20 protein-coding genes and 1 pseudogene are annotated in these 26,746 nt (G+C 70.9%); 15 read left to right on the top strand and 6 right to left on the bottom strand.

Going from position 1 to position 26,746, the window contains the following annotated elements; all coding sequences use genetic code 11:
* Positions 1 to 47: 47 nt before the first annotated feature.
* Complete coding sequence (gene metE, locus R4Z63_RS04010) at positions 48 to 2,381, top strand: 5-methyltetrahydropteroyltriglutamate--homocysteine S-methyltransferase (protein WP_384449604.1); 2,334 nt, start codon at positions 48 to 50, stop codon at positions 2,379 to 2,381.
* A 148-nt stretch (positions 2,382 to 2,529) separates the two neighbouring features.
* Here metE and R4Z63_RS04005 read toward each other — a convergent pair.
* Positions 2,530 to 3,111: pseudogene (locus R4Z63_RS04005) on the bottom strand (TetR/AcrR family transcriptional regulator); the annotation flags it as partial.
* Between the two features lie 119 nt (positions 3,112 to 3,230).
* A complete protein-coding gene (locus tag R4Z63_RS04000) occupies positions 3,231 to 5,294 on the bottom strand; it encodes a galactose-binding domain-containing protein (protein WP_052031313.1) in 2,064 nt (687 codons plus the stop codon).
* A gap of 259 nt (positions 5,295 to 5,553) precedes the next feature.
* Here R4Z63_RS04000 and R4Z63_RS03995 point away from each other — a divergent pair, with 259 nt between their 5' ends.
* Complete coding sequence (locus tag R4Z63_RS03995; protein WP_037928987.1) at positions 5,554 to 5,838, top strand: hypothetical protein; 285 nt, start codon at positions 5,554 to 5,556, stop codon at positions 5,836 to 5,838.
* Between the two features lie 32 nt (positions 5,839 to 5,870).
* Here R4Z63_RS03995 and R4Z63_RS03990 read toward each other — a convergent pair whose 3' ends face one another.
* From R4Z63_RS03990 to R4Z63_RS03980, 3 genes are all read right to left on the bottom strand, one after another.
* On the bottom strand, positions 5,871 to 7,079 hold the full coding sequence (locus R4Z63_RS03990) for a serine hydrolase domain-containing protein (RefSeq protein WP_384456445.1): 1,209 nt from the start codon (positions 7,077 to 7,079) through the stop codon (positions 5,871 to 5,873).
* Between the two features lie 131 nt (positions 7,080 to 7,210).
* Positions 7,211 to 8,839, bottom strand: coding sequence for an AMP-binding protein (locus R4Z63_RS03985; protein WP_384456448.1), 1,629 nt, complete (start codon positions 8,837 to 8,839; stop codon positions 7,211 to 7,213).
* Positions 8,840 to 9,184: 345 nt separating this feature from the next.
* Positions 9,185 to 10,165, bottom strand: coding sequence for a ScbA/BarX family gamma-butyrolactone biosynthesis protein (locus R4Z63_RS03980; protein ID WP_037928983.1), 981 nt, complete (start codon positions 10,163 to 10,165; stop codon positions 9,185 to 9,187).
* Between the two features lie 103 nt (positions 10,166 to 10,268).
* Between R4Z63_RS03980 and R4Z63_RS03975 the strand changes: the two genes are divergently transcribed.
* From R4Z63_RS03975 to R4Z63_RS03965, 3 genes are all read left to right on the top strand, one after another.
* The gene (locus R4Z63_RS03975) at positions 10,269 to 10,916 is read left to right on the top strand and encodes a ScbR family autoregulator-binding transcription factor (RefSeq protein ID WP_037928982.1); all 648 of its coding nucleotides are present in this window, start codon (positions 10,269 to 10,271) and stop codon (positions 10,914 to 10,916) included.
* Positions 10,913 to 11,869, top strand: coding sequence for an NAD-dependent epimerase/dehydratase family protein (locus tag R4Z63_RS03970; protein ID WP_384456453.1), 957 nt, complete (start codon positions 10,913 to 10,915; stop codon positions 11,867 to 11,869). The genes R4Z63_RS03975 and R4Z63_RS03970 overlap by 4 nt, the downstream gene beginning before the upstream one ends.
* A gap of 120 nt (positions 11,870 to 11,989) precedes the next feature.
* Positions 11,990 to 13,357 carry a phosphomannomutase/phosphoglucomutase gene (locus tag R4Z63_RS03965; protein ID WP_491522513.1) on the top strand — a complete coding sequence of 456 codons (1,368 nt, stop codon included), beginning with the start codon at positions 11,990 to 11,992 and terminating at the stop codon, positions 13,355 to 13,357.
* Positions 13,358 to 13,447: 90 nt separating this feature from the next.
* Here R4Z63_RS03965 and R4Z63_RS03960 read toward each other — a convergent pair whose 3' ends face one another.
* Complete coding sequence (locus R4Z63_RS03960; RefSeq protein ID WP_384456598.1) at positions 13,448 to 14,653, bottom strand: IS701 family transposase; 1,206 nt, start codon at positions 14,651 to 14,653, stop codon at positions 13,448 to 13,450.
* A 308-nt stretch (positions 14,654 to 14,961) separates the two neighbouring features.
* Between R4Z63_RS03960 and R4Z63_RS03955 the strand changes: the two genes are divergently transcribed.
* The 10 genes from R4Z63_RS03955 to R4Z63_RS03910 all read left to right on the top strand — a co-directional run bounded on the left by R4Z63_RS03955 (position 14,962) and on the right by R4Z63_RS03910 (position 26,723).
* Entirely contained in the window at positions 14,962 to 15,546 is a 585-nt protein-coding gene (locus R4Z63_RS03955; RefSeq protein ID WP_384456597.1) for a TetR family transcriptional regulator, read from the top strand.
* A gap of 57 nt (positions 15,547 to 15,603) precedes the next feature.
* The gene (galU, locus tag R4Z63_RS03950; RefSeq protein WP_037928973.1) at positions 15,604 to 16,512 is read left to right on the top strand and encodes a UTP--glucose-1-phosphate uridylyltransferase GalU; all 909 of its coding nucleotides are present in this window, start codon (positions 15,604 to 15,606) and stop codon (positions 16,510 to 16,512) included.
* A 191-nt stretch (positions 16,513 to 16,703) separates the two neighbouring features.
* A complete protein-coding gene (locus tag R4Z63_RS03945; RefSeq protein WP_384456594.1) occupies positions 16,704 to 17,681 on the top strand; it encodes a ParB N-terminal domain-containing protein in 978 nt (325 codons plus the stop codon).
* Positions 17,682 to 17,753: 72 nt separating this feature from the next.
* Positions 17,754 to 19,181 carry an MFS transporter gene (locus tag R4Z63_RS03940; RefSeq protein ID WP_386264804.1) on the top strand — a complete coding sequence of 476 codons (1,428 nt, stop codon included), beginning with the start codon at positions 17,754 to 17,756 and terminating at the stop codon, positions 19,179 to 19,181.
* A 150-nt stretch (positions 19,182 to 19,331) separates the two neighbouring features.
* Positions 19,332 to 20,117, top strand: a complete 786-nt coding sequence (locus R4Z63_RS03935) for an SDR family NAD(P)-dependent oxidoreductase (RefSeq protein ID WP_384456358.1) — start codon at positions 19,332 to 19,334, stop codon at positions 20,115 to 20,117.
* An 8-nt stretch (positions 20,118 to 20,125) separates the two neighbouring features.
* The gene (locus R4Z63_RS03930) at positions 20,126 to 21,376 is read left to right on the top strand and encodes an MFS transporter (RefSeq protein WP_491522512.1); all 1,251 of its coding nucleotides are present in this window, start codon (positions 20,126 to 20,128) and stop codon (positions 21,374 to 21,376) included.
* A gap of 9 nt (positions 21,377 to 21,385) precedes the next feature.
* Positions 21,386 to 23,071, top strand: a complete 1,686-nt coding sequence (locus tag R4Z63_RS03925) for an FAD-binding oxidoreductase (protein ID WP_037928970.1) — start codon at positions 21,386 to 21,388, stop codon at positions 23,069 to 23,071.
* 370 nt (positions 23,072 to 23,441) lie between these two features.
* Positions 23,442 to 24,638 (top strand): non-hydrolyzing UDP-N-acetylglucosamine 2-epimerase, encoded by a 1,197-nt coding sequence (gene wecB / locus R4Z63_RS03920; protein WP_384456364.1) that lies wholly within the window; start codon positions 23,442 to 23,444, stop codon positions 24,636 to 24,638.
* A gap of 58 nt (positions 24,639 to 24,696) precedes the next feature.
* Positions 24,697 to 25,479, top strand: coding sequence for a hypothetical protein (locus tag R4Z63_RS03915; RefSeq protein WP_384456367.1), 783 nt, complete (start codon positions 24,697 to 24,699; stop codon positions 25,477 to 25,479).
* The gene (locus tag R4Z63_RS03910; protein ID WP_384456370.1) at positions 25,476 to 26,723 is read left to right on the top strand and encodes an FG-GAP repeat domain-containing protein; all 1,248 of its coding nucleotides are present in this window, start codon (positions 25,476 to 25,478) and stop codon (positions 26,721 to 26,723) included. The genes R4Z63_RS03915 and R4Z63_RS03910 overlap by 4 nt, the downstream gene beginning before the upstream one ends.
* The last annotated feature ends 23 nt before the right edge of the window (positions 26,724 to 26,746 follow it).

The following is a 26,746-nucleotide window of genomic DNA, read 5'->3' as shown; positions in this document are numbered from 1 at the left end:
CCGACCCGCACCGGGTCCACAGGAGACAGCTCGCGAAGGAGAGTTCCGTGACCAGCAAGACCCCCGCCCCCGCCGTCCGGACCGGTGCCGCCACCGTGTACGGCTACCCGCGCCAGGGCCGGAACCGGGAACTGAAGAAGGCAGTCGAGGGCTACTGGAGCGGCCGGGTCGGTGCCGAAGCCCTCCGGGGCGCGGCCCGAGAACTGCGCCGAACCAACTGGCAGCAGCTGACCGACGCCGGTATCACCGAGGTGCCCACCGGCGACTTCTCGTACTACGACCATGTGCTGGACGCCAGTCTCATGGTCGGCGCCGTTCCCGCACGCCACCGCGCCGCCGTCGAAGCGGACGCCCTGGACGGCTACTTCGCCATGGCGCGCGGCACCCAGGACGTGGCGCCGCTGGAGATGACCAAGTGGTTCGACACCAACTACCACTACCTGGTGCCGGAACTGGGCCCGGACACCGTCTTCACCGCCGACTCCTCCCGGCAGGTGGCCGAGTTCGAGGAGGCACGCGCACTCGGCCACACCGCCCGCCCGGTGCTGGTCGGGCCCGTGACCTACCTGCTGCTGGCCAAGCCCGCCCCCGGTGTGGCGGCCGGTTTCGACCCCCTCGCCCTGCTCGACCGTCTGCTCCCCGTGTACGCACGCGTCCTCGCGGACCTGCGTGCGGCCGGTGCCGAGTGGGTCCAGTTGGACGAGCCCGCCCTCGTGCAGGACCGCACCCCCGCCGAACTGAGCGCCGCCGCCCGCGCCTACCGCGTGCTCGGCGCCGCGGCCGACCGGCCCAGGCTGCTCGTGGCCTCGTACTTCGACCGGCTCGGTGCGGCCCTGGAAGTGCTGGCCAAGGCCCCGGTGGACGGGCTCGGGCTGGACTTCACCGGCGCGGCCGCCGCCAACCTCGACGACCTCGCCGCCGTCGGCGGCCTGCCCGGCAAGCGCCTGGTCGCGGGTGTCGTCAACGGCCGCAACGTCTGGATCAACGACTTCGAGAAGTCCCTCGGCACGCTCGGCACCCTCCTCGGCCTCGCCGGCAGCGTCGACGTGGCCGCTTCCTGCTCGCTGCTCCACGTCCCGCTGGACGCCTCCGCCGAACGGGACATCGACCCGCAGGTCAGGCGCTGGCTCGCCTTCGCCCGGCAGAAGACCGCCGAGATCGCCACGCTCGCCCGCGGACTCGCCCGCGGCACGGACGCCATCGCGGCCGAACTCGCCGCGAACCGGGCCGACCTGGCCTCCCGGACTCACTCGTCCGTCACCCGGGACCCCGCCGTCCGCGCCCGCACCGCGGACGTCACCGAAGCCGACGGCCGCCGCTCCCAGCCCTACGAGGAGCGGGCCGCCGCCCAGCGCGCCCGCCTCGGGCTGCCGCTGCTGCCCACGACCACCATCGGATCGTTCCCTCAGACCGCCGAACTGCGCAACGCCCGCGCCGATCTGCGGGCCGGCCGCATCGACACCGCCGGCTACGAGGAGCGCATCAGGGCGGAGATCCGGGAGGTCCTGGACTTCCAGGAGAAGGCGGGCATCGACGTGCTGGTGCACGGAGAGCCCGAACGGGGGGACATGGTCCAGTACTTCGCCGAGCAGCTGACCGGCTACCTCGCCCCGCGACACGGCTGGGTTCAGTCCTACGGCACCCGCTACGTCCGCCCGCCCGTCCTGGCGGGGGACGTCTCCCGCCCCGACCCGATGACCGTCCGCTGGACGGCGTACGCGCAGTCGCAGACGGCGAAGCCGGTCAAGGGCATGCTCACCGGGCCCGTCACCATGCTCGCCTGGTCCTTCGTCCGTGACGACCAGCCGCTCGCGGACACCGCCCGGCAGGTTGCGCTGGCCCTGCGCGACGAGGTCAACGACCTGGAGGCCGCCGGGACCTCCGTGATCCAGGTGGACGAGCCCGCGCTGCGGGAGACGCTGCCGCTGCGCGGCGCCGACCGCGCGGCCTACCTCGCCTGGGCCACCGAGTCCTTCCGGCTCACCACGGCGGGCGTCCGGCCGGACACCCAGATCCACACGCACATGTGCTACGCCGAGTTCGGCGACATCCTCGGGGCCATCGGGGACCTCGACGCCGACGTCATCAGCCTGGAGGCCGCCCGGTCCCACATGCAGGTCGCCGGTGAGCTGTCCGGCGCCGGCTACCCGCGCGAGGTCGGTCCGGGCGTCTGGGACATCCACTCGCCGCGGATCCCGTCCACCGACGAGGCCTCGGCGCTGCTGCGCGAGGGTCTCGGCGCCATCCCGGCCGAACGGCTGTGGGTCAATCCCGACTGCGGTCTCAAGACCCGGGCCTGGGCCGAGACCCGGGCCTCCCTGGAGAACCTGGTCGAGGCGGCCCGCAGGGTCCGCGGCGAGGTGACCGCAGCCGGCTCCTGACGGGTCGGGCGGGCCGCCCGGCCCGTCAGGCGGAGAGAGGGGGAACGGCGTACTCCGCGTGCGGCCGGTCCCCGCCTCCGTCCCGGTCCCCGCCTCCGTCCCGGTCCCCGCCTCCGTCCCGGTCTGCCCGCCCGGCGGCGGTCCCGGTGAGCCCCGCGACATGGTCGGTGATCATGTCGAGGATGGCCGCCGAGACCGCGGCGTCGCCGAGGACGAGGTGGTTGAGGGTCAGACCGTCCGTCATGGCGGCCAGGTACCGGGCCAGCACGTGCACCGGCACGCGGAGCTCGAAGGGCATCAGGTGGCGGAGCTGCTCGATGAGCTCGGTGTAGGTGTCGGAGTACAGCTCGTACTGGCGCCGTGCCAGGTGCTCGAACCCGGGTCGGCGCAGGGCGTACTGCGTGAGCTCGTAGGTGAGCATGTGCTCGCCCGGGTTGGCGGCCACGTGGTCCCAGTACGCCTGGAAGCCGGCCCGGATGGTCTCGCGCAGGGTGGCCCGCGGCCGGATGGCCTCCCGCGCCACCGTGATGCCGTGCTCGGTGATCGCGACGATGACCGATTCCAGCAGGGCCTGCTTGGAGTCGAAGCAGTAGTGGAAGACGCTCAGGGACACACCGGCCTCGGCGCAGATCGACCGCGTCGTCGCCCTGGCGACGCCGTCGCGGGCCATCACGCGGATCGCCGCCTCGGTCAGCTGGCGGCGTCGCTCGGCCGACGGCATCCGTGCCATGGGCGTCGTTCCCTTCGTTCCGTGCGGTGCGGTGCGGTGCCGTGCGGTCGGGCAAAGGCGTCCGGGGCCGGCCGGATCGGCGGATCCGGCCGGCCCCGGACGCGGGGCGTGAGCACGAGTCAGCTGCTGTAGACCCCGACCTCGTAGAGCGAGTACCCCCACTGCGTGCCGCGCTGCACCCCGTGGACGCGAACGTAGCGGGCCGTGGTGCCGGTGAACAGGGCCGTGTCCAGACCGCCGTCACCGGTGGTGGTGGACCATGCCGACTGCCAGGTGGTGCCGTCGTTCGACAGCTCGATGCGGTAGGCCCGCCCGTGCGCCCGCTCCCAGTCGAGGGTGACGCGCTTGACCAGGTGGGCCGATCCGAGATCGATCTTGATCCACTGGTCGTCGCTCCAGTTGCTCGCCCAGCGGGTGCTCGTGTTCCCGTCCACGGCCCGCGAGGGGGCGTAGCTCGTGAACGGGTTCCACTCCGACGAGCTGGCCGTGGCGGACGCGCCCGCGGCGAGGTTCACTCCGGCCTTGTGCTTCTCGGACGAACCCCACGTGGTGAGGTAGGACTCGGCGCCGCGGAAGAGGTCGTCGACCACGTCCTGGCCGCCGACGATCCGGAGGTCCTCGATCCAGTCCGGCACCAGGCCGTAGTGCGAGGCACCGTCGGTGTTGAGGTCCCAGGTGCGCTGTCCGGTGGTCTGCCGGTCGATGACGGAGCCGCCGTCGACGCTGCGGAACGGGTAGCGGACCGGGTTCGGGGTGTCGGCCCCGCGCGGCCCGGGCCAGCCGCCGACGCCGTTCATGTCGGTGCCGTAGCCGTAGCCGACGCCGTACTTGTCGCGCAGGGCGTTCTTGGCCTTGGCCTCGGCACTGAAGCCCTCGGCCCCGCCCATGTACTGGGCGACGAACCCGCCGAGCTTGTAGAGCCGCTCGGTCCAGTTGTCGTCCATCCAGCTGTGCGAGGAGATGACGCCCGGGTAGGACTCCGACTCCAGGATGTCGAAGGCCCGGCCGGCGGCCTTGACGCTCATGTGGTCGATTTCGAGCATCATCTTGCGTTTCATCATCCCGCGCACCGCGTACTCGCCGAGCTCGGTCAGACCGCGCGTGTTGCACTGCGCGTCCGCCGCGTACGAGGGCACGGAGACGCCCGCGGGGAGCTCCTGCTGCGCCGCGGGAGCGGCCGCGAGCCCGATGGGGTTGTCGTGCTGCGGGCCGGTGCACTTCTCCGTCTTCCAGAAGGTGCCCGTCGACAGGAACTGGCCGACGTTGATCGCGGTGCCGAGGGCGCCCTGGTCGAACCGGACCCCGCACAGGGCGTTGTCGAACTTGTGGCAGAGGAACATGCTCCGCACGCCCAGCCGGTGCAGCTCGTCGAGGCCCCGGTCGATGTCCTCCTTGCTGCACTGCGCGAAGTCCAGGATCTGCTTGCAGCCGAACGGCTCGGAGGTCTCGACGCCGAGGACGACGGCCAGCTTGCCCTGCTTGACGACCTCACGGGCCTGGGCGGAGTCGGTGACGATCCGGAACCAGCCCTTCCCGGGGCCGCCGTACATCGTGTCGATGTAGGACTGCATGTCGTACGTCTTCTGCGCTTCGAGCCGGATGGCGGTCATCTCGTCGCAGCCGCGGTCCTTGAAGAAGTAGACCGAGCAGATCACGCCGTTGGTGACGAGGTCGTTGACGAGCACGCGCTGGCCGCCGCGCCAGGCGCGTTCGACCCACGCGTAGTAGTTCTGCTGGTGGGTGAGCGAGTCGTGGGCGGGCCAGTCCTTGAAGGTCGGCCAGCCGTTCGGGTCGTGCTTGCCGTCGCCACCCTTGGTGATGAAGTCGAAGATCGCCAGGGTGCCGTCGGGGTAGTGCTCGGGGCAGTCCTTGAGCGCGTCGGCCACGCCCCTCTCGGAGAAGGGCTTTCCGCAGATGAGGCGTCCGCCGAAGCCCTCGTTGGACATCAGGTGGTCGTGGGCGTCGACGAATCCGCGGACCCGTCCCTGGGAATCGGTGCCCTTGAAGGGTTCACCGGTGACGTTGATCTCGGAGTCGGGTGCGGGCCGTGCCACCGGATTCCACCAGCCGGGGTCTGCGGCGGAGCTGGGCACGGGGCCGAGCACCATCGCCACCACGGCGAGGAGCAATGACAGGACCGCGATCGGGCTGCGCCTGGGGTGCTTGTCTCGGGAAATGGTCATCACTCACGTCTTCGGTCAGCGGATGGCGCGGTGGAGGAGATGCCGGACCCGTTCGGGGACGCGACGGCCGCGGAAGGCCTTGAAATTGTCATGAACCCGCAAACGGTGGGTCGAGAATCGCCACTGTCGTCGACGGAGTCAAGAGTCCGGGACAGGTGACCTGATGATTCGTCAGGCGCACGCTCGCGTGACCGGGCGGGGACGGGCCCGTCCGGCGTGGCCGGACGACGTGAGCCACGGGACCGCCTACCGTCGGGGTATGAGTGGGATGGCCGTGGTGTACGAGGTGGAGGATCCGGCGGCGGCGCACGCCGGAGGGGCCGGGGGCGCGGGCGGAGAGGCGGCGGTCGTGCGCGTCCACGCGGCGCCCGCCGCGCCCGGGATGCCCGGTGTCCCCGGACCGCGGACCTACTGCGGCAGGGACACCTTCGCGATGCGGGCCGCTCCGCGGACGCCCGCGGAGCGGCCCGGCCCGACCTGGTACGAGGACGGGTACGCGGACCGGGTCTGCCCCGCCTGCGACGAGGCGGTGGGCACCGGCTGAGCCGCCGGGGCGGTGCCGGGCCGGGCGGAGCGTCAGCGCGTGTTGCGCTCGGGCAGGTCCACCTCGGCCGGGGCGACGCCGAAGCCGCGCGCGCCCTTCTTCTCGGCCTGCATGCCGCAGAACGCGGCTTCGAGGGTGCCGCCGAGCGCCGTGTTGGCCGCACCCCTGTTGGAGGTGTTGGCCATCGCCGAGAGGCTGCGCCGGCCGTCGCGGGTGGAGAAGGCGTACGTGTAGAAGCCCTGCACCGTGCCCGTGTGGCCGTAGACCGAGGTGCCGCAGGAGAGGTCGTAGCGGCGCAGACCCAGCCCGTAGAACCGGGTGTTCGTGGCGTCCGTCGGGGTCGCGGTGACCATGGCGTCCAGCAGCGGCGGGGCCAGCAGCCGGCCGCCGAGCAGTGCGGACGTGAAGGTGTTCAGGTCCGCCGGGCTGGAGATCACCGCTCCGGCGGACTGGGCCCACGACACCGTCTGCTCGGTGGAGTCGACCAGCGGAGCCCCGGCCTCGTCGGGGTGGAGGTAGCCGCGGGCGTGCAACCCCCTGATCCTGGTGTCGGGGTGTACGTAGGAGGTGTCGCGCAGGCCCAGGGGCTTGAAAATGCGCCGTTCGTACTCCTTGCCCACCTGGTTGCCCGTGGTCTTCTCGATCAGCATCCCGACCACGACGAAGTTGGTGTTCGAGTAGGCGTACGCCACGCCGGGCTCGGTCGTCCTGGGCTCGCGCAGCGAGAGGTCCAGCAGCTCCTGGTAGCTGAACACCCGGTTGCGCACGGCCTCGAAGCCGGGGACGGTGTGCTCGAACATGGCGTCGGTGTAGTCCGCGAGGCCGCTGCGGTGGGTCAGCAGGTGGCGCACGGTGATCCGCCCGTCGGGCAGCAGGCCGGGCAGGTATCGGTTGACCGGGGCGTCCAGTTCGATCTTCTTCTCGCCGACCAGCTGGAGCAGAACCACCGAGGAGAAGGTCTTGCTGACGCTACCGATCCGGAAGCGGGCCCGCGGGTCCATGGCGGCGCCCGAGCTCCTGTCGCGAACGCCGACGGTCCGGGTGCGGACTCCGTCGGGGCCGCTGAACCGGGCCATGGCGCCGGGCGCGCCGGCGGCGGTCGTGTTCCGCAGCGCCTGGGTGAGCGCTTCGAGGTCGGGGGAGCGGTCGGCGGCCCGGGCGGTGGTCGCGGGCGCGATCGCGGCCGTCACGGCGAGCAGGGCGGCGGTCAGGGCGAGACGGCGGTTCACGGGCAGTGGCACGGTGTTCCTCTGGTCGGTGGTCAGTCGGCAGGGAAGGGCGGGGCGTCGCGGCGGGCCGGGTGGCACGGCCCCGACGCCCCAGGAAGATCATCGATGAGGGGCAGCCGGGGCGTGAGCCGCAACGCGCCGTTCTAGGAGGGAAGTTCCAGCAGGCGGAGCGCCTCCTGGCGCATTTCCACCTTGCGGACCTTCCCGGTGACGGTCATGGGGAACTCCTCCACGACGTGCACGTAGCGCGGGATCTTGAAGTGGGCCAGCCTGCCCGCGCAGTACGCGCGGACTGCGTCCGCGGTCAGCGGCTCGGCGCCCTCGCGCATCCGCACCCACGCCATCAGCTCCTCCCCGTACTTGGGGTCGGGCACCCCGATCACCTGGACGTCGACGACGTCCGGGTGCGTGTGGAGGAACTCCTCGATCTCGCGCGGGTAGAGGTTCTCCCCACCGCGGATCACCATGTCCTTGATCCGGCCGGTGATGCTGAGGTAGCCATCGTCGTCCATCACGGCCAGGTCGCCCGTGTGCATCCAGCGGGCGGCGTCGACGGCCTCCGCGGTGCGCTCGGGCTCCTCCCAGTAGCCGAGCATCACCGAGTAGCCGCGCGTACACAGTTCACCCGGTTCACCGCGGGGGACCGTCCGCCCGGTCCGCGGATCGACCACCTTCACCTCCAGGTGCGGCCCGACGCGGCCCACGGTGGACACCCGGCGCTCGACGGAGTCGTCTGCGCGGGTCTGCGTCGACACCGGCGAGGTCTCGGTCATCCCGTAGCAGATGGACACCTCGGTCATGCCCATGCGCCCGATGACCTCCCGCATGACCTCGACCGGGCACGGCGAGCCCGCCATGATCCCGGTGCGCAGGCTGGACAGGTCGTAGGAGTCGAGGCCGGGCTGCGCCAGTTCGGCGATGAACATCGTGGGGACCCCGTAGAGCGAGGTGCACCTCTCCGACTCCACCGCGGCCAGGGTGGCCGCCGGGTCGAAGGACGGCGCGGGGATCACCATGGCGGCACCGTGGCTGGTGCAGGCGAGGTTGCCCATGACCATGCCGAAGCAGTGGTAGAACGGCACCGGGATGCAGACCCGGTCCTGCTCGGTGTAATGGCACAGCTCGCCCACGAAGAAGCCGTTGTTCAGGATGTTGTGGTGCGAGAGGGTCGCGCCCTTGGGGAATCCGGTGGTCCCCGACGTGTACTGGATGTTGATGGCGTCGTCCGGGCTGAGCGAGGCCTGCGCACGGGCCAGGTCTGCCGGGTCGCCCCGGCGGCCGCGCTCCAGTAGGGAGTCCCACAGGGGACCGCCGAGCACGGCCACGAACTCCAGGGTGGGGCACCGAGGGCGCACCTCCTCGATCATGGCGGTGTAGTCGGAGGTCTTGAAGCGGTCGGCGGCGGCCAGCAGCCGGATGCCGGACTGCCGCAGCACGTACTCCAGTTCGTGGGAGCGGTAGGCGGGGTTCACCGTGACGAGGACCGCGCCGATCCGGGCGGTGGCGTACTGCACCAGTGTCCACTCCGCGCGGTTGGGGGCCCAGATTCCGACGCGGTCGCCCTTGGCGATGCCGAGGTCGAGCAGACCGAGCGCGAGGGCGTCGACGTCGGCGGCCAGCTCTGCGTACGTCCACCGGCGGCCGGCGGCCACGTCGACGAGGGCATCGCGGTCGGGGAACCTGCGTACCGTCCGGTCCAGGTTCTCGCCGATGGTGTCACCGAGCAGCGGCACTTCGCAGACCCCGGACGCGTAACTCGATGCGGCAGACACATGGACCTCCTGGAGACGGACTGGCGGGCGTGTGGACAGGTGGGCGGCCTGGGGCGGTCGCGCCGGGAACATACGGACGGGCTGACGGGGAGCCCCCTGCCAGCCTGCCCCGGATACGCGGGTGCCTACGCCTACGCCTACGCCTGCACGACGGGCCGGGGCCCGAGGTCCCGGGCGGTCCGCGGCGTACGAAGGCGGCCCCGCGGTGCGTGACGCCCGCTCACGTCCGGTGCACTCGGACGGGTCCGGGGGATCGGAGGCGGGGCGGCCGAGGACGAACGGAAGGCGCCCGCCGGGCAGAACCCGGGCGGGCGCCTTCTGTCGTACACGTGGGGCGGGGAAGGGTCAGGGCGTGGAGAAGGTGCGCCGGGGCGCGGGCGCCATGGCGGTGATCGTCGCCGTGGCCGTGAAGACCTCCTCGCCGTTCTGTCGGGCCACGACCCGCACGGGAAGCCGGCGGCCGTCCGGCGCAGCCGTCCGGTCGGGGAGCGCGGTCGTTTCGATCCAGCAGGGCGAGTTCAGCTCCGCGTAGCGGAAGAACCGCATCTCCATGTCGGTCAGGACGCCTCGGCGGGGGAAGGCGGAGGCGTACGCGGCCTGGCGGACGGCCTCCAGCAGCAGCATGCCGGGAGCGTGGTCGACGGGGTGGTCGAAGAGAATCGGGTGGTTGATGTCGGCCCGCAGCTGCGCCCGGTGGGTCGAGCTGGTCGGGGAGAGGACCACGTCGTGGAAGCGGTCGCGGCACACCCGCCGGGGCGTCATCGGCGGCGGGAGCGGGATGACGCGGGCGGCCACCTGTGCGAGGTCGCCGTTTCCCCCGCGCAGGCGCTGGTAGACGGCTTCGGGCTGGTTGGTGAACGCCGCTTCGGCGGTACCCAGGAACTCCCCGTCCCGGGTGGCCGTGACGTGCATGGTCAGGCCCGCCAGCCGGCGTCCCCGGCGGGCTATGCCGGAGCAGCGGATGTGGAGCACGATGTCGGCCGGTCTTGAACCGACCACGAGGGCAGCGGGGTTGGCCGAGTAGCTGAAGGTGTCCCAGATCTGGCGGTGGCCGAAGGGCACGTCATACGCCACATGGCTGAGCAGCGGGATGGCCTGGCGGACGGATTCGGCCAGGAGGAGCGGGTCGTGGTGGCCCGCGTCGGGCGAGTAGAAGCTGTGGGCGCGGGGCCACTGGGCGGTGATGACGTACTCGTCGGGAGCGACGGAACGCCATCCGGTGAGCAGGACTTCGGAGTGTGCGCTCTTGTGCACGTATTCCCGTGGTAACGCGCTGCTGAGCGAGGCGGTCGCGGGCGAGGTGGAGTGAGCAGCTGACACAGTCATTGGTTGAGCCCCCCTGGAACGTCGGACATGAGCTGGTGCTTGTTCGGCGCTGGGTCCTAAAATAAAGGATGTTCGTTTTTTTTGTCGAGAAGGTTAGGTGCACATGTCAGAACGAAAGCAGCAACGAGCCCCTCAACTGAGGGCAGTTCAGACGAAGGCGGCCATCCTCCGCGCCGCGGCGGAGGTCTTCGACGAGTTCGGCTTCAGCGGAGCCAGCATCAGCAAGATCATGAAGCGGGCGGACGTCACGCAGGGCGGGATGTACTTCCACTTCAGCTCGAAGGAGGAACTCGCCTACGCGGTGATGGTCGGGCAGGGCGAGGGCCTGGAGTTCCCCGCGGGCGAGGACGGCCTCCAGCGCCTGGTGGACATCACCCTCTACCTCGCGGAGCAGCTCCGGCACAATCCGGTGCTCCGTGCCGGCGTACGACTGGCGGTGGAGCAGGGCGAGTTCGGCCTCCGTGACGACGTCGCCTACCAGGCCTGGGTGCTCGAATTCCGCCAGCAGCTGCGCTTCGCCCGGGCCAAGGGCGAGCTCCAGCCGGACGTCGACGACCACGAACTGGCGTGGGTGCTGGTCAGCTCCTTCACCGGCGCCCAGCTCTTCTCGCAGGTCTCCACCGGCCGGGCCGACCTGCCCCAGCGCATCGCCTCGCTCTGGCGCTACCTGTTGCCCGCCGTCGCCACCGAGGACACCCGCAAGGGCCTGCGCCTGACCCTGGAGACGGCCGGGGCGGAGCAGCAGGGGTGAGCGGCCGCCAGGTCGTCGTGACCGGGGCGACGGGTTTCGTCGGCTCCGCGGTGCTGCGCCGCCTGCTGGAGCGGGAACCGGGGATCGTGCTGCGCGTGGTGTCCCGTACGGCGGCACCGGCCGCGCCGGGCTCCGTGCACCGGGTCGGTGCGGACCTGGCCGAGCCCGCCTCCCTGCGGGGCGTGTGCGACGGCGCCGACGCGCTGTTGTCGCTCGCCTCCTACATCGGACCCGACGCCGGCCGTTGCGAGGCGGTCAACACCGCTGGTACCGCGGCCCTGATGGCGGAGGCGCGGCGCGCGGGTGTGCGGCGCGTCGTCCACCTGTCGACGTGCGCGGTCTACGGTCCGGGACCGCACCGGGGCGCGGACGCGGCCGAGCTGGCCCCCGCCCCGGTGTCGCCGGCCAGCGCCAGCCGGCTGGCGGGGGAGGCGCCCGTGCTCGCCGCCGGGGGCCTGGTCCTGCGCGCCGGACTGGTCCTGGGCAGCGGGGACCGGTGGGTCGTGCCGGCTCTCGCCGATGCCTTCCGGCGGGTACCGGCACAGTGGGACGGTGGAGCGGGACTGGCCTCCTTCGTCGACGCCGACGACCTGGCGCGGCTCTTCGCGGCCTTCGCCCTCGGGGGAGGTACCGCGGCCCGGGCGGAGGGCGTCCTGCACGCCCACCACCCCGAGCCGGTGCGCAACCGCGACCTCATGCACGCGCTGGCCGCGCAGGGAGTGTTGCCGGAGCGGCCCGCCGCCGACTGGCCCTGGAGCAGATGTGTCGAGGCGCTGGCCGCGACCCCGGGCTGGGTGAGCGAGCGGCAGTTCACGCTGCTGGCGCGGGACCACTGGTACCGCGCGGACGCGGCATGGGGGCTCGCCGGGATCGACCCGGGTCCGGGCCCGCTCGCCCGGCTCGGCCGTGCGGCCGCCTGGTACCGGGAGAGAGGTGCCGTCACACCGGGGTGACGGGGATCTGCCAAAGCCTCAGCGGGATGGGGGCGGACGGGCCGTGGCGGGGATGCGGGCGGGTAGCGTCCCGGAGACAGCCGGTCCTGGTCATCCCGTGAACCTTGTGGAGGAGTGGAAATGCCCGACCTTTCGAACATCGTCAAGGCGTATGACGTGCGTGGCGTTGTGCCGGACGAGTGGGACGAGTCGCTGGCGGAGCTGTTCGGTGGTGCTTTCGTCGAGGTCGTGGGTGGGTCGGCGATCGTGGTGGGGCATGACATGCGTCCGTCGTCGCCGGGGTTGTCGGCGGCTTTTGCGCGGGGTGCTGCGGCGCGTGGTGTGGATGTGACGTTGATCGGTTTGTGTTCGACGGATCAGTTGTATTACGCGTCGGGTGCGATGGGTCTGCCGGGTGCGATGTTCACGGCGTCGCATAATCCGGCGCGGTACAACGGGATCAAGATGTGTCGTGCGGGTGCGGCGCCGGTGGGTCAGGACACGGGGTTGTCGCAGATCCGGGTGTTGGTGGAGGGGTGGCTGGACGGGGGTGTTCCGGAGGTTCCGGCGGGGACGGTGCCGGGGACGGTGACGGAGCGGGACTCCCTGAAGGGGTATGCGGAGCATCTGCGGTCTTTGGTGGATCTGGCGTCGATCCGTCCGTTGAAGGTGGTTGTGGACGCGGGTAACGGCATGGGCGGTCACACCGTCCCGACGGTGTTCGAGGGTCTGCCGTTGGAGGTGACGGAGATGTACTTCGAGCTGGACGGGACGTTCCCGAACCATGAGGCGAATCCGTTGGATCCGAAGAACATCGTGGATCTGCAGGCGCGGGTGGTGGCGGAGGGTGCGGATCTGGGGATCGCCTTCGACGGGGACGCGGACCGTTGTTTCATCGTGGACGAGCGTGGTGTGGGTGTGTCGCCGTCGGCGATCACGGCTCTGGTGGCGTCGCGTGAGCTGGCGCGTCATGGTGGGTCGGGCACGGTGATCCACAATCTGATCACGTCGTGGTCGGTGCCGGAGGTGGTGCGGGAGTGCGGTGGGACGCCGGTGCGTACCCGGGTGGGTCATTCCTTCATCAAGGAGGAGATGGCGAGGACGGGTGCGATCTTCGGTGGTGAGCATTCGGCGCACTACTACTTCAAGGACTTCTGGAACGCGGATACGGGGATGCTGGCGGCGTTGCATGTGTTGGCGGCTCTGGGGGGTCAGGACGGTCCGTTGTCGGAGTTGGTGGCGTCGTATGACCGGTATGAGGGGTCGGGGGAGATCAATTCGACGGTGGCGGACCAGGCGGGCCGGTTGGTTGCGGTGCGGGAGGCGTTCGCGGGTCGTGAGGGTGTGGAGCTGGATGAGTTGGATGGTTTGACGGTGACGGGTGCGGGGTGGTGGTTCAACGTGCGTGCTTCGAACACGGAGCCGTTGCTGCGGTTGAACGTTGAGGCTCGTGACGTGGACACGCTGTCCCGGGTCCGGGACGAGGCCCTGGCCCTGATCCGGGCCTGACCCCCGGCCCGGGGGCCCTGCCGGGGGCCGGGCCCCTTCCGACCCCCGGGCCCGCGCCCTCCGACCCGAGCCGGACCCCCGGCCCCGCCGCTACGCCGACGACGCATACCGCTCCCGCAGGGCCGGCAGACCCCGGTAGGCGTACGCAGCGGACATCAACGTCATGTGGTGGTGCCAGCCGGGGAACGAACGCCCCTCGAAGTCGAGGAGCCCGAAGTCGTCGGCCAGGGCGCCCAGCGAGGCGGCGGCCCGCCCCGTCTGCCTGACCAGCCGCAGCAGGTCGTCCATCCGGGCCCGGCTCATGTTGGTCAGCCAGATCGCACCGCCCGCCCGGACCCCGGCGGCGGGCCGCCGTTCACCGAAGAGGCGGTATGTCTGCTGCCCGCCGGGGGCCGCCGGACCGGCGCCCGGCACCCGGACCAGGGCCGACCGGATCTGCTGCGGGTGCGGGTGAGCGCCTGCGGCGGGGCCGGTGAGCTGCGCCGCGTACGGATGGCTGGTGCTGCCCCGACGGGCGAGCTCGCCCGCAGTGGTGGTGTGCCCGGCCGCCCGGCCCGCCTCGGCCCCCTGCCCCGGCCCGGTCGCGCAGACGGCGAGGGTCGGCGGGACGGACACCAGGAAGTCGTGGCCGCGCCGGCCCAGCATGCCGATCAGGGCGGCGGCGGCACCGAGGCGGCTCAGATCGGCGACGACGGGCGCGTGCACGGCCGAGGTGCGGGCGGCGACCGCGTCCACGAGCTCCAGGACCAGATGCTCCGGGGCCTGGTGTGCCACGTCGGGGGAGATCCGCGCCCGGCGGCGCAGGACCGGATCCGCCGACCAGCCTTCGGGAAGCAGCAGCCGCCAGTCGACGGGCAGGCTCGTGCCGTCCAGCGAGAGAAAGAGGGCGTAGGCGAACTGGCAGTTGACGATGCGTCCGGCGACGGGGTCGAAGCGACGGTGTACGCCGACCGAGTGGTCACCCCGCTTGGGGAAGCAGACTTGCCCGATCGTCCAGGCGCGCACCGGATGGCGTTCCTCCACCCAGCGGACCAGTTCGGCGCGGGCCGGATCCCATGCCCAGGGGCTCGCGTTGATGAACTGCTGCAAGGACTGGGACGCGGTCGGTGACGCGGTCACGGACGCGGCGAGTCTGCGGACGGACTTCTTGCCCGGGGTGGTGAGCAGGCCCTGCAGGTAGACCCGGGCCCATCTTCGCTGGTCGGCCCTCGGTAAGTGGCCGAAGAGGCGTTCGGTGTACTCGTCCAGGGCGGTGCCGCCGGCAGCCAGGGCTCCGGTCCTCATGTGCGCCGTCATCTGCTGTCTCCCCTCCAGTGCGGACATCGGTCTGCGCCATGGCAGCGGTAAGAATACAGAACGTTCGTTTTGTTTTCTAGCTAAAGTGTGGCGCCTCCGCGGCGACTTGGGCACGTTGGAGCACGACGCCACCCGACTCCGCCGCGGGCGGCACGGGACGGCGGGGCATGGTCGCTTCTTCGTCAAGTGATCGTTGTGCGCGGTCGGCGCCGGGGTGACGCTGGAAGCCGCTCCCGTGCCGGGCGCGGGGGTGAGTGAGGAACGAACAGGATGGCATTGGTAGTGCAGTGGTGAAGCAAGAGCGCGGCGTGCGCACCCGTAATCATCTGATCTCGGTGGCCGCCGCCGAATTCGACCGCAATGGATACGACGGGACGTCGCTGTCCCGGCTGAGCAGATCGGCCGGGATTTCGATCGGGGCTGTCACTTTTCATTTTGCGGCGAAGGGGGAACTGGCCTCGGCCGTCGAGGAATCCGGTCGGGCCGCCACCCGGAGAGTGGTCGAGTCCGTGACGGCCCGCGGAGAGCCGGCCCTCGACACCGTCTCCTCCCTCGTCCTGGCCCTCGGCCGGCTGATCGAGGCGGACCCGGCCGTGCGCGCCGCGGCCCGGCTCACCCGGGAACGTGTCGGCGCCGGGCCCGAGTGGTGCGGCTGCTGGCTCCCGGACGTCGAGCACCTGCTGGAACGGGCGGCGGCGGAGGGGCAGCTCCATCCCGAGGTCGACCCGCGCTCGCTCGCCGCGCTGACAGGTCACCTGGTCGGCGGTGTCGTGGCGCGGGTGCGCCGCGACCGGGGCGACCGGCCCGGCGCGATCGCCGGCGAGCTCGCCGATCTGTGGAGCCTCATCCAGCGGCGCGTCGCGGCCCCGCCGGGGGCGGAAGTGCCCAAGTAGGCGAGAAAGCGGCAGAATTCTGGCCACTGGCGCGAGCAGCCGTCTAGCGTCAGCGGCATGAATTCCGTGACTCCGCAGATAACCAAGGCAGTGATCCCCGCCGCGGGACTCGGTACCCGATTTCTCCCGCTGACGAAGGCCACCCCGAAGGAAATGCTTCCGGTGGTCGACAAGCCCGCCATCCAGTACGTGGTGGAAGAGGCGGTCGCGGCGGGGATGTCGGACATCCTCATGGTCACCGGACGCAACAAGCGGCCGCTCGAAGACCACTTCGACCGCAACTACGAGCTGGAGGAGGCCCTCCAGCGCCGTGGTGATCAGGACAAACTCAACAGCGTCTGCGCCTCCACCGAACTCGCCGACATCCACTACGTGCGCCAGCGGGACCCCAAGGGCCTCGGGCATGCCGTCCTGTGCGCCGCGCCGCACGTCGGCAGGGAGCCCTTCGCCGTCCTCCTGGCCGACGACCTGATCGACCCCAGGGACCCCCTGCTCGCCCGGATGGCCGCAGTGCGCGCCCGTCTCGGTGGCAGCGTGGTGGCCCTCATGGAGGTCGACCCGGACGCCATCCACCTGTACGGATGCGCCGCGGTCGAGCGGGCGACGGCCGCCGGCGACGGCGTGCGCATCACCGAGCTGGTGGAAAAGCCGGAGCCCGGCACCGCCCCCAGCAACCTCGCGGTCATCGGTCGCTACCTGCTCGACCCCGAGATCTTCGAGGTGCTGCGCGGCACCGGTCCCGGGCGCGGCGGCGAGATCCAGCTCACGGACGCACTGCGCACCCTGGTCCGCGCCGGCCGTCCCGTGCACGGGGTGGTCTTCTCCGGCCGCCGCTATGACACGGGGGACCGCGCCGAGTACCTGCGCGCGACGGTCCGGCTGGCTTGCGAGCGCGAGGATCTCGGCCCCGAATTCCTCTCCTGGCTGCGGGAGTTCGTCCGTTCCGAGGAGCTCGCGCCGGTCTGAACCGTCGCCCGGTGGGCGACTGGGGAAGTTCCGCGGTCGCCCACCAGGCCGAGCCCGACTCTGCCAACTTGCCCAAATCGCAGCGGGGTTCGGCTGGCAGATTGGTTACCGAACGGTAATTACGTAATTTCTTCTCCGGCCCGGCGAACGACGCGGGCCCCGGGCCCCGAGCACACGAAGGGAGGTGGATCATGGACGACCCGAACGCAGGACACCCGGCGCAGCGGCCCCCCCGAGCCGCCCACGAGATACCGGTCGGCGCACTGCTCGCCGCGGACTCCCCCCGAGCCGTCCTCGTGGACGAGGGCCACGCACAGGCCCTCGCGGACTCCGGCCGGACCCTGCCGCCGCTGCTCGTGCACCGCCCCACGATGCGGGTCATCGACGGCACGCACCGCTTGCGGGCGGCCGTGCTGAGGGGGCGCGACACCGTCGCGGTGGTGTACTTCGACGGCAGCGCCGAGGACGCGTTCGTCCTGGCGGTCGAAGCCAACATCAGCCACGGACTCCCGCTGACACTGGCGGAGCGGACCGCGGCGGCCCTACGGATCCTGCAAACCCACCCTGACTGGTCCGACCGCGGGATCGCGCAGCGGACCGGGCTCGCGGCGAAGACCGTCGCGGCACTGCGTCGCCGGGAGGCGCCGCAGCACGCACCGCAAGGCCGCGTCGGACGGGACGGACGCGTCCGTCCCGCCGATCCGGTCCGCGGACGTGAGGCCGCGGCCCGGCTGCTCGCGGGACGGCCCACCGCCTCCCTGCGGCAGATCGCGCGGGAGGCGGGCATCGCGCCCTCGACCGTACGAGATGTGCGCCGCCGGATCGGCGAGGGCGAGGACCCCGTACCGGCGGGCCAGCGGCGCTCCGGCGGCCCGCAGCCCCCGCCGGCCCGGCCGGCCGACCGGGGACGGGCTCGCGGACAACCACTACCCGCGCTGGTCACCGGCCTGTGCAAGGACCCCCTGCTCAGACTCAGCGAGGCCGGCAGGCTGCTCCTGCGCATGCTCGACCTCCAGGTGAGCGGCCTGCGCCAGCGCGAGCGGATCGTCGCCGCGGTACCCCCGTACCGCGCCGAGACCGCCGCCGCCGCTGCCGCGCAGTGCGCCCGCGACTGGCAGGAACTCTCGGAGGAACTGGGCCGCCGTGCCTCGGCGGAGGCGCGAGCCTGAGCGGCCATCCCCCCATACCGGCCTTCCCTGCTGGAAGGCCCCGTTCATGTGTGTCGGAAAGGAAGTCTGGCGATGTCGGTTGTTGAGGGTGCGCGGGTTGATGCGGGTGGGGGGGAGGGGCCTGTTCGTTTGGATGGGCGCCTGAGGTTGGTGCTTGTGGTGTTGCTGGTGGCGCAGTTCATGCTGGCGGTGGATTTTTCGATCCTGAATGTGGCGTTGCCGGTGATCGGTGACGGGCTTGGGTTCTCGTTGTCGAATCTGCAGTGGATCGCGACGTCGTTTGCGTTGTGTGCTGCGGGTTTCACGTTGTTGTTTGGTCGGGTGGCGGATCTGTTCGGGCGGCGTCGGCTGTTCCTGGTGGGTCTGGCGGTTTTGGGTGTGTCGTCGTTGGTGGGTGGTTTGGCGACGTCGCCTGAGATGTTGATTGTGGCGCGGGTGTTTCAGGGTCTTGCGACGGCGGCGGTGACGCCTGCTGGTCTGTCGTTGTTGACGACGTCGTTTCCTGAGGGTCCGTTGCGGGAGAAGGCGTTGGGGCTGAATGGTGCGTTGATGTCGGCGGGGTTCACCACGGGTGCGATTTTGGGTGGTGTGTTGACGGATCTGCTGTCGTGGCGGTGGGCGTTCTTCATCAATGTGCCGGTTGCTCTGGTGGTGTTGGTGATTGCGCCGACGGTGATTCGTGAGTCGCGTCCGGATGTGCGTCCGAGGTTGGATGTTCCGGGTGCGACGGCGGTGACGTTGGGTCTGCTGGCGTTGGTTTATGGGTTGACGCAGGCGGGTGAGCGTGGTTGGGGTGCTCCGTCGGCGTGGGGTTGGCTGGCGGCTGGTGTGGTGTTGTTGGTGGTGTTCTATGCGGTGGAGTCGAGGTCGTCGGCTCCGTTGGTGCCGGTGAGTGTGTTGAAGAAGCGGACGGTGGCGTGGGGGAATGTTGCTGGTCTGATTGCGTTTTTGACGGAGACCAGTTTGGTGTTCCTGATGACGCTGTATCTGCAGGAGGTTTTGGATTTCTCGCCGTTGACGGCGGGGTTGTCGTTCGGTGTGCTGGGTGTGGGCACGGTGATCGGTGGTTCGGTTGCTCCGCGGGTGATTGGGGCGGTGGGTACGCGGTCGACGTTGATCGTGGGTGGTGTGTTGCAGGCGGTGGCGACGCTGAGTTTGGTGGCGTTGGGTGAGACGTCTGCGTCGATGTGGTTGTTGCTGGTCGCGACGTTCGCGGGTGGTGTGGGCAACATGTTGGTGATCGTCGGGTTCATGGTGACGGCGACGACGGGGTTGCCGGATCGTGAGCAGGGTATGGCGACGGGTTTGGCGACGATGACGCAGCAGATCGGTATCACGATGGGTACGCCGATCATGTCGGCGGTGGTTGCGGCGAATACCGACATTCATGCGGGGATCACGACCGCGGTCGTGGTCAACACCGCGATCGTCGTCCTCGGCATCCTCACCACCGTCCTCTTCCTCAGGAGCAAGGCCGTGCAGACCCCCGTCGCCGGCTGACCGACCTCCTGACCGATCCCCCCCCATGGAAGCGGCCCGGCCCGGCCGCCCCCGACCGTGCCGGGCCGCTTCCCCCCTTCCCGTATCGCCTCCCCAGGTCCCCCTCCCCAGGTCCCCCTCCCCAAGAACTCCTCTTTCCCAAGGAACGTGATGGACCTCCATATCGAAGACCGCGTATACCTCGTCACCGGCGCGTCGTCCGGCATCGGCGAGGCCACCGTCCGCCTCCTGGCCGCCGAGGGCGCCGCCGTCGTCGGTGTCGCCCGCAAGCCGTGGAGCACCGAAGGGCTCGGCGAGCGGGTCAGCACCCTGGCCGCCGACCTCACCGATCCGGCTGAGGCCCAGCAGGTCGCCGACGCCGTGGTAGCTCGCCACGGCCGCCTCGACGGCCTCGTGAACAACGTCGGCGCGCTGGAGTCCCGTACCGGCTTCCTCGACGTGACCGACGAGCAGTGGAAGACCACCTTCGAGGTCAACTTCCACTCCGCCGTCCGCATGACCCGTGCGGCCCTGCCCGCGCTGCTGGAGGCGGGCGCGGGGTCCGTCGTCCACGTGGCGAGCGAGGCCGCCCGCTATCCCGACCCCGGCATCACCGACTACGCCGCCTCGAAGACGGCACTGCTGTCCCTCTCCAAATCCCTGGCCGCGGAGTTCGGCGCACGGGCGGTGCGCTCGAACGTGGTCTCCCCGGGGCCCACCCGGACCGCGCTCTTCGACGCCCCCGGAGGCTTCGCCGACCAACTCGGCGAACGGTTCGGGCTGCCCGCCGACGAGGCCGTCGACCACTTCATCCGTGAGGTGCGCCGACTGCCCAGCGGCCGCATCGGCACCCCCGAAGACGTCGCCGGCGTGATCGCGTATCTGCTCTCGCCCCTGGCGGGCCAGGTCACCGGCGCCGAATGGAGCGTCGACGGCGGCGCCCTGCGGCAGATCTGACCGGGCCGATGCGTGCTTCCCTCTTCGCCCTCGCGGTCGGCGCCTTCGGCATCGGGACGACCGAGTTCGTCATCGTCGGCCTGCTCCCCGAAGTGGCCGACGACCTGTCCGTGTCCATCCCCTCCGCCGGCATGCTGGTCACCGGCTACGCCCTGGGCGTGGTGGTCGGCGCACCGCTGATGACAGCGGCCGGCGCCCGGCTTCCCCGCAAGACCATGCTCGTCCTGCTCATGGCGATCTTCATTGCAGGCAACCTGCTCTGCGCCCTCGCCGGGGACTACACGGCCCTCATGGGCGGGCGGCTGATCGCGGCTCTCACCCACGGAGCGTTCTTCGGGATCGGCTCCGTCGTGGCCGCCGACCTCGTGGCCCCCGACCGGCGGGCGAGCGCCATCGCCCTGATGTTCACCGGCCTGACCCTGGCCAATGTGCTCGGCGTGCCCCTGGGAACCTTCCTGGGGCAGGAGTTCGGCTGGCGTTCGACCTTCTGGGCCGTCACCGGGATCGGGATCGTGGGGCTCCTCGCCCTGATCACCCTGGTTCCGGCACAGCCCGCACCGCAGAGCGGGGCCCTGCGCGGTGAGCTCGCCGTCTTCCGCCGGCCCCAGGTGTGGCTGGCCCTGACCACCACCGTCCTCGGCTTCGGCGGCGTCTTCGCCTCCTTCACCTACCTCGCCCCCATGATGACGGAACGGGCCGGCTTCTCCGACGGCGCGGTCGCCTGGCTCCTCGTCCTCTTCGGGACCGGCCTGTGCGTGGGCAACGTACTCGGCGGCCGGGCCGCCGACCGGGCCCTCATGCCCAGCCTGTACCTCATCCTCGGAGGCCTGTGCGTGGTGCTGGTGGTGTTCACCTTCACCTCACGGGCCGCCCTGCCCGCCGCGGTCACCCTGGCCGCCTTCGGAGCGATCGGCTTCGCCACGGTGCCGCCGCTCCAGGCCCGCGTCATGCAGCAGGCGGCCGGGGCTCCGGCCCTCGCCTCCGCCGCCAACATCGCGGCCTTCAACCTGGGCAACGCCCTCGGCGCCTGGCTCGGCGGCCTCGCCGTCGCCCACGGCCTGGGATGGACCTCGCCGACCTGGATCGGCGCCGGACTCGCCGCCGCCGGACTCGGGACCGCGGCCCTCTCCGGTCACCTCGATCGCAGGAGCCGCCCGAAGCCTCCGGCCGCCGAGGCGTTCCCCTTCCGCACCACTCCCGCACGACCCCACCCAGCCGGTGCCGGGCACGGCACCCGTCCCCTCGTCGAAGAGAAGTGAGGTAGCCCCATGAACGGTGTCGACCGCCGGACCATGCTCACCCGCAGCGCGGCCGTCGTCGGAGGCGCGGCGGTGGCCGGCGCGCTCGCCGGCCCCGCGGCAGCGGCCACGAACCCCGCCGAGTCCGCGGCTTCCGGCGCGGCCGCCGGCAGCGGAGCCGTTGTGCGCCCGGGCGACCCGCGCTACGAGATGCTCACCACCGGCAACAACCAGCGTTTCGTCGCACGCCCCGACTACATCAAGATGGTCCGCTCGACCGCGGACGCCGAACGGGCCCTCAGAGACGCCGTCCGGGCCGGCAAGCGGGTCTCCGTGCGCAGCGGCGGCCACTGCTTCGCCGACTTCGCCGCCCACCCCGAGACCGAGGTCATCATCGACTTCTCGGAGATGACCCACGTCGGCTACGACCCCGCGCGGCGCGCCTTCGTCGTGGAGGCCGGAGCCCGCCTGATCAACGTGTACGAAGCCCTCTACAAGGGCTGGGGCGTCACCATCCCCGGCGGCATCTGCTACAGCGTCGGAGCCGGCGGCCACATCGTCGGCGGCGGCTACGGGCTCCTCTCCCGGGCCCACGGCCTGGTCGTCGATCACCTCTACGCCGTGGAGGTCGTCGTCACCAACGGCAAGGGAGGCGTCCGCACCGTTGTCGCCACCCGCGAGAAGCACGACCCCCACCGCGACCTGTGGTGGGCGCACACCGGCGGGGGAGGCGGCAACTTCGGCCTGGTGACCCGCTACTGGTTCCGCTCACCGGGCGCGAAGGGATCCGAACCCTCCGAGCAGCTGATAGCGCCGCCGTCCAAGGTGTTGGTGAGCGCCCTGGACTTCCCCTGGGAGCAGCTGAACGAGGCCAAGTTCACCCGTCTCCTGAAGAACTTCGGCGCCTGGCACGCCGCGAACAGCGCCCCCGACAGCCCCTACCGCAACCTCTCCAGCCTCTTCAACGTCAGCTCCAAGGCGCACGGCAGCCTGGGCATGTTCACCCAGGTCGACGCGACCGTGCCGAACGCCCGCAAACTGCTCGACGACTACGTGGCGGCCATCACCGCCGGTACCGGGGTCACGCCCCGGGCGCTGACCCGCGCCACCGGCGAACTGCCCGCCATGCCGCAGTTCGCCGAGCCCCGCACCCTGCCCTGGCTCCAGGCGACCCGGCTCGTCGGCACCAACAACCCCACCATCACCAACCCGACCTCACGCGGTGCACACAAGTCCGCCTACATGCGCAAGAACTTCACCGACCACCAGATCTCCGCGCTCTACCGGTACATGAGCCGACCGGACTTCAAGAACCCCGACACCATGCTGGTGCTGTTCTCCTTCGGCGGCCAGGTCAACGCCGTCGCACCGGACGCGACGGCCAACGCGCAGCGGACGTCCATCTTCAAGATGTGCTTCCAGACCTTCTGGCAGGAAGAGAGCGAAGACGCCTTCTACCTGGGCTGGCTGCGCGACCTCTACGAGGACTTCTTCTCGGCGACCGGAGGCGTGCCCCTGATCGACGACAGCACCGACGGCTGCTACATCAACTACCCCGACCGCGACATCACCGACCCCCGCCGCAACCGCTCCGGCGTGCCCTGGCAGACCCTGTACTACAAGGACAACTACCCGCGCCTCCAGCAGGTCAAGAGGCGCTACGACCCGTCCGACTTCTTCCGCCACTCCATGTCGATCAAGCCTGCGCGAGGCTGATCCCGGACGGACGACGGCCGGCGGGCCACCGCCGGCGGTCCGGCGTCCCCCACGCGACCCTGCCCGCGGTCTCCCGACCGTCGTCCCTGCTCAGAAGCCCCGCACTCCCTTCCCCGGAGTGCGGGGCTTCTGGCGTTCCCGAGCGTCTGTTCGAGTGGCCGGGGGAGTTCGTTGACTGTCCGGGCGGCTCCGGGAAAGCTGATGGCAGGCCGGAAGAGGGCAGCCGAAAAAGGCCCCTCGCAGAGTGATCCGATCCCCTGGCCACACCCGTAGCCACACCCGCAGGTCCGCCCGCGGCACCGCCGTGCCGCGTCCTTCCCCCGCCATGCCACGGCCCGATTCCCAACGCGCCACGAAGAAAGAGGAAGCCATGCGTTCCGTCGCCGTAGTCCTCGGCACCCGGCCGGAAGCCATCAAGTTTGCGCCGGTCATCCGCGCCCTCCAGGACGACCCGCGCTTCGAGCCCGTCGTGATCTCCACCGGACAGCACCGCCAGATGTTGGACGAGACCCTCGACGCCTTCGGCCTCAGCGCCGACGTCGACCTGAACGTGATGGCTCCCAAGCAGACCCTCTCCCAGGTCACCTACCGCTCGCTGCGCGGCCTGGAGGACTACTTCGCCGCCTCGCCCGCCGACGCCGTCCTGGTCCATGGGGACACCGCCACCACCCTCACCGGAGCCCTGGCCGGATTCCACCTGCGCATCCCCGTCGTCCACGTCGAGGCCGGACTGCGCAGCGGCCGGCTCGGCTCGCCCTTCCCCGAGGAGGGCAACAGACGGCTCGTGGCGCAGGTCGCCGCCCTCCACCTGGCCCCCACCCCCGGCAACCTCGCGAACCTGCTCCGCGAGGGCATCGCCGCCGACACCGTCACCGTCACCGGCAACACCGTCATCGACGCCCTGCGCTGGGCCAGCGGCCGAGCGGAGAGCTACGGCGACCCGGCCCTGGCCGACCTCGACAGCGACCCGCGGCGGGTCGTCCTGGCCTCCGCGCACCGCCGCGAGGCCTGGCCGCACTTGCCGCAGATCGGCCGGGCCCTCGCCCGCATCGCCGACGAGCCCGGCGTCCGCGTCGTCGTACCGCTCCACCGCAACCCCGTCGTCCGCGAGGCGCTCCTGCCGCACATCGGCAGCCACCCGGGCATCACCGTCACCGACCCGCTCCCCTACCTGAGCTTCTGCAAGCTCATGGGCCGCGCCGACATCATCGTCTCGGACAGCAGCGGCAGCCAGGAGGAGGGGCCCGCCCTCGGCAAGCCGACGCTCGTCCTCGGCGACGTCACCGAGCGCTCCGAGGCCATCGTGGCCGGCACCGCCTGCCTCGTCGGAACGGCCACCGACGGCATCGTCGCCCACACCCAGGAGCTGCTGCGCGACCGTGCCGCCTACGACCGGATGGCCAACGCCGCCAACCCGTACGGCGACGGACGGGCCACCGAGCGCACCGTCGCGGCCCTCGCCCACTTCTTCGGCCTCGGCCCCGCCCCCGAACCCTTCGTCCCCGAAAACGCCGTCGACGAGCTCAGCGTCGAGCTCGCGCGCACGGCCGACTTCGCCCGCACCTGAGCCCCCACCCGGGCCCCTACCCGGGCCCGCGTCCGGGTCCCGATCGAGAGGAGCACGCATGAGAGCCACCCCGTCCGCCGTCGAACGCCCGCTCAACTTCAGCACTCCGTACCTGAGGGCCGACCTCGTGCGCGACGCCGTGGACTACACCGTCGAGGGCCGCAGCATCGTCGTGAACCCCGGTGTGACGCCCGTGACCATCGCGGAGGAACCCCGCAAGACCATCCCCCCGCTCTCCTCCACCGTCCTCTCCGACACCCGCATCGAGAAGGCCGACGCGCTCCTCCTCCTGCGCTCCGCCCCCGACGGCACCGACATCACCGGCATCACCGCGGAACCCGGCTGGTCCCACCTCGCCGACCTCCTCGCCCCCGGCGAGTTCCCCCGCGAGACCCCCCTGCACCGCAGCCCCCAGGACGACATCAACACCGTCCTGTTCGACCCGGCCCATGTGCTCGGCGAGCGCGAGACCCCCACGGACCTGCGCGAGTTCAACGTCCGCGCCAACCTCTGGTTCTCGCCCGCAGGCACCGACTGCGCCGTGCACAACCAGCACGACTTCATCGAGGTCCACACCCAGGTCCACGGCCTCGGGCGGATGCAGCGCTTCCGGGACCGCGACCACGCCACGCTCTACCAGGACGTCCTGATGAGCCCCGGCTACACCACCCCGGACCCGTTCTGCGCCACCGGTCCCCAGTGCACCTACCACTACCCCTGGCACCAGTACCGGGCCGACACCGACTGCGTGTGGCTCGCCATCGAGTACCACCCCGTACCCCGCGCCCTGCGCACCCTCTTCCCCGTGACCACCCCGAACCCTCTGGAGAACCAGTCGTGACCACCACCGGCAACACGGGCGGAACCGCCCTGCGCGCACCGAAGTTCACCGCCGAGGTCGTAGCCGACCAGCTGCGCGACGGCTACTGGCTGGAAGCCCCGGACATCGACGGCGACGGCAAGCCGGACCTCTTCGGCTACGGGCTGCGCCTCGGCGAGATCTACTGGTACGCCAACGACGGCGACTGGACCCGCCGCCTGATAGCCGACCGGATCAAGATGCCCGTCGGCGCCGACTTCGCCGACGTCACCGGCAACGGCCACCCCGACGTCATCGTCTGCTACGACCTGTACGGCCCGATCGGGACCATCCACGACGCCAACACCGAAGGCGGCAAGATCGACTGGCTGGAGAACCCGGGCACCCCCGACAAGGACGAATCCCGTTGGAAGCGCCACTACGTCGGCCGGGCCACCGGGATGCACCGGCTGCGCGCCGGCCACTTCACCCGCACCGACCGGCTCCAGATCATCGGCCTGCCGATCGTCGCCAAGGAGGACGTCCACGCCGTACTGCCCGTCGTGCTGTTCACCCAGCCCGACGACGTGCACACGGCACAGGAGTGGGAGATGACCGTCATCGACGACAGCCACTTCCGGATGATCCACGGAGCCGAGAAGAAGCAGGGCCTGATACCCGGCTCCGACCTGGAGTCCCTGCTGCTGGCCTCCGACGAGGGCGTCACCTGGCTCCACTACGACGAGGCGCGCCAGGAGTGGATCCGGGAGCTGATCGGCACGGGCGAGCTCACCCAGTTCGAGCAGACCGGATTCCGCGGCAGCGGCGACCTCAACGCCGGCCGCCTCGGCGACGACCCGATGGCCTACGTCGCCGCCATCGAGCCCTTCCACGGCAACACGGTGGCCGTGTACACCAAGGCCGGCGACGGGCACAGCTGGAACCGCGTTCTGCTCGACGTCTACGGCGACCCCAACGAGAACGGCGAGGGCCCCGGCCACCAGATCGTCTGCGCCGACTTCGACGGCGACGGCGACGACGAGTTCCTCGTGGCGCTGCGCGGCCCGTGGCCGTGGCAGGGCGTCATGTACTACAAGGCGATCGACGCCGCCAACGGCATCTGGGCCAAGTGGCGGGTCTCGGACGAGTCCGTCGCCCGCATCGCCACCGCCGACTTCAACGGCGACGGCCGCCTGGACTTCGCCACCATCGCGTACTCCGTGCAGAACTACTACGTGGCCAAGGACGCCAAGCTCATGGTCTACCGCAACCAGATCGAGCAGTAGGGGAACCCGTGGCGGCGCCCGGT

It is taken from the genome of Streptomyces sp. PL-29 (assembly GCF_058344425.1).
This window is presented reverse-complemented; position numbering and strand designations above follow the sequence as displayed.

Coding starts and splice junctions, on each gene's coding strand:
- R4Z63_RS04000 (WP_052031313.1), bottom strand. CDS start 5,294: ATGACCATTTCCCGAGACAAGCACCCCAGGCGCAGCCCGATCGCGGTC.
- R4Z63_RS03995 (WP_037928987.1), top strand. CDS start 5,554: ATGAGTGGGATGGCCGTGGTGTACGAGGTGGAGGATCCGGCGGCGGCG.
- R4Z63_RS03980 (WP_037928983.1), bottom strand. CDS start 10,165: ATGACTGTGTCAGCTGCTCACTCCACCTCGCCCGCGACCGCCTCGCTC.
- R4Z63_RS03975 (WP_037928982.1), top strand. CDS start 10,269: ATGTCAGAACGAAAGCAGCAACGAGCCCCTCAACTGAGGGCAGTTCAG.
- R4Z63_RS03965 (WP_491522513.1), top strand. CDS start 11,990: ATGCCCGACCTTTCGAACATCGTCAAGGCGTATGACGTGCGTGGCGTT.
- R4Z63_RS03960 (WP_384456598.1), bottom strand. CDS start 14,653: ATGACGGCGCACATGAGGACCGGAGCCCTGGCTGCCGGCGGCACCGCC.
- galU (WP_037928973.1), top strand. CDS start 15,604: ATGAATTCCGTGACTCCGCAGATAACCAAGGCAGTGATCCCCGCCGCG.
- R4Z63_RS03945 (WP_384456594.1), top strand. CDS start 16,704: ATGGACGACCCGAACGCAGGACACCCGGCGCAGCGGCCCCCCCGAGCC.
- R4Z63_RS03940 (WP_386264804.1), top strand. CDS start 17,754: ATGTCGGTTGTTGAGGGTGCGCGGGTTGATGCGGGTGGGGGGGAGGGG.
- R4Z63_RS03935 (WP_384456358.1), top strand. CDS start 19,332: ATGGACCTCCATATCGAAGACCGCGTATACCTCGTCACCGGCGCGTCG.
- R4Z63_RS03930 (WP_491522512.1), top strand. CDS start 20,126: ATGCGTGCTTCCCTCTTCGCCCTCGCGGTCGGCGCCTTCGGCATCGGG.
- R4Z63_RS03925 (WP_037928970.1), top strand. CDS start 21,386: ATGAACGGTGTCGACCGCCGGACCATGCTCACCCGCAGCGCGGCCGTC.
- wecB (WP_384456364.1), top strand. CDS start 23,442: ATGCGTTCCGTCGCCGTAGTCCTCGGCACCCGGCCGGAAGCCATCAAG.
- R4Z63_RS03915 (WP_384456367.1), top strand. CDS start 24,697: ATGAGAGCCACCCCGTCCGCCGTCGAACGCCCGCTCAACTTCAGCACT.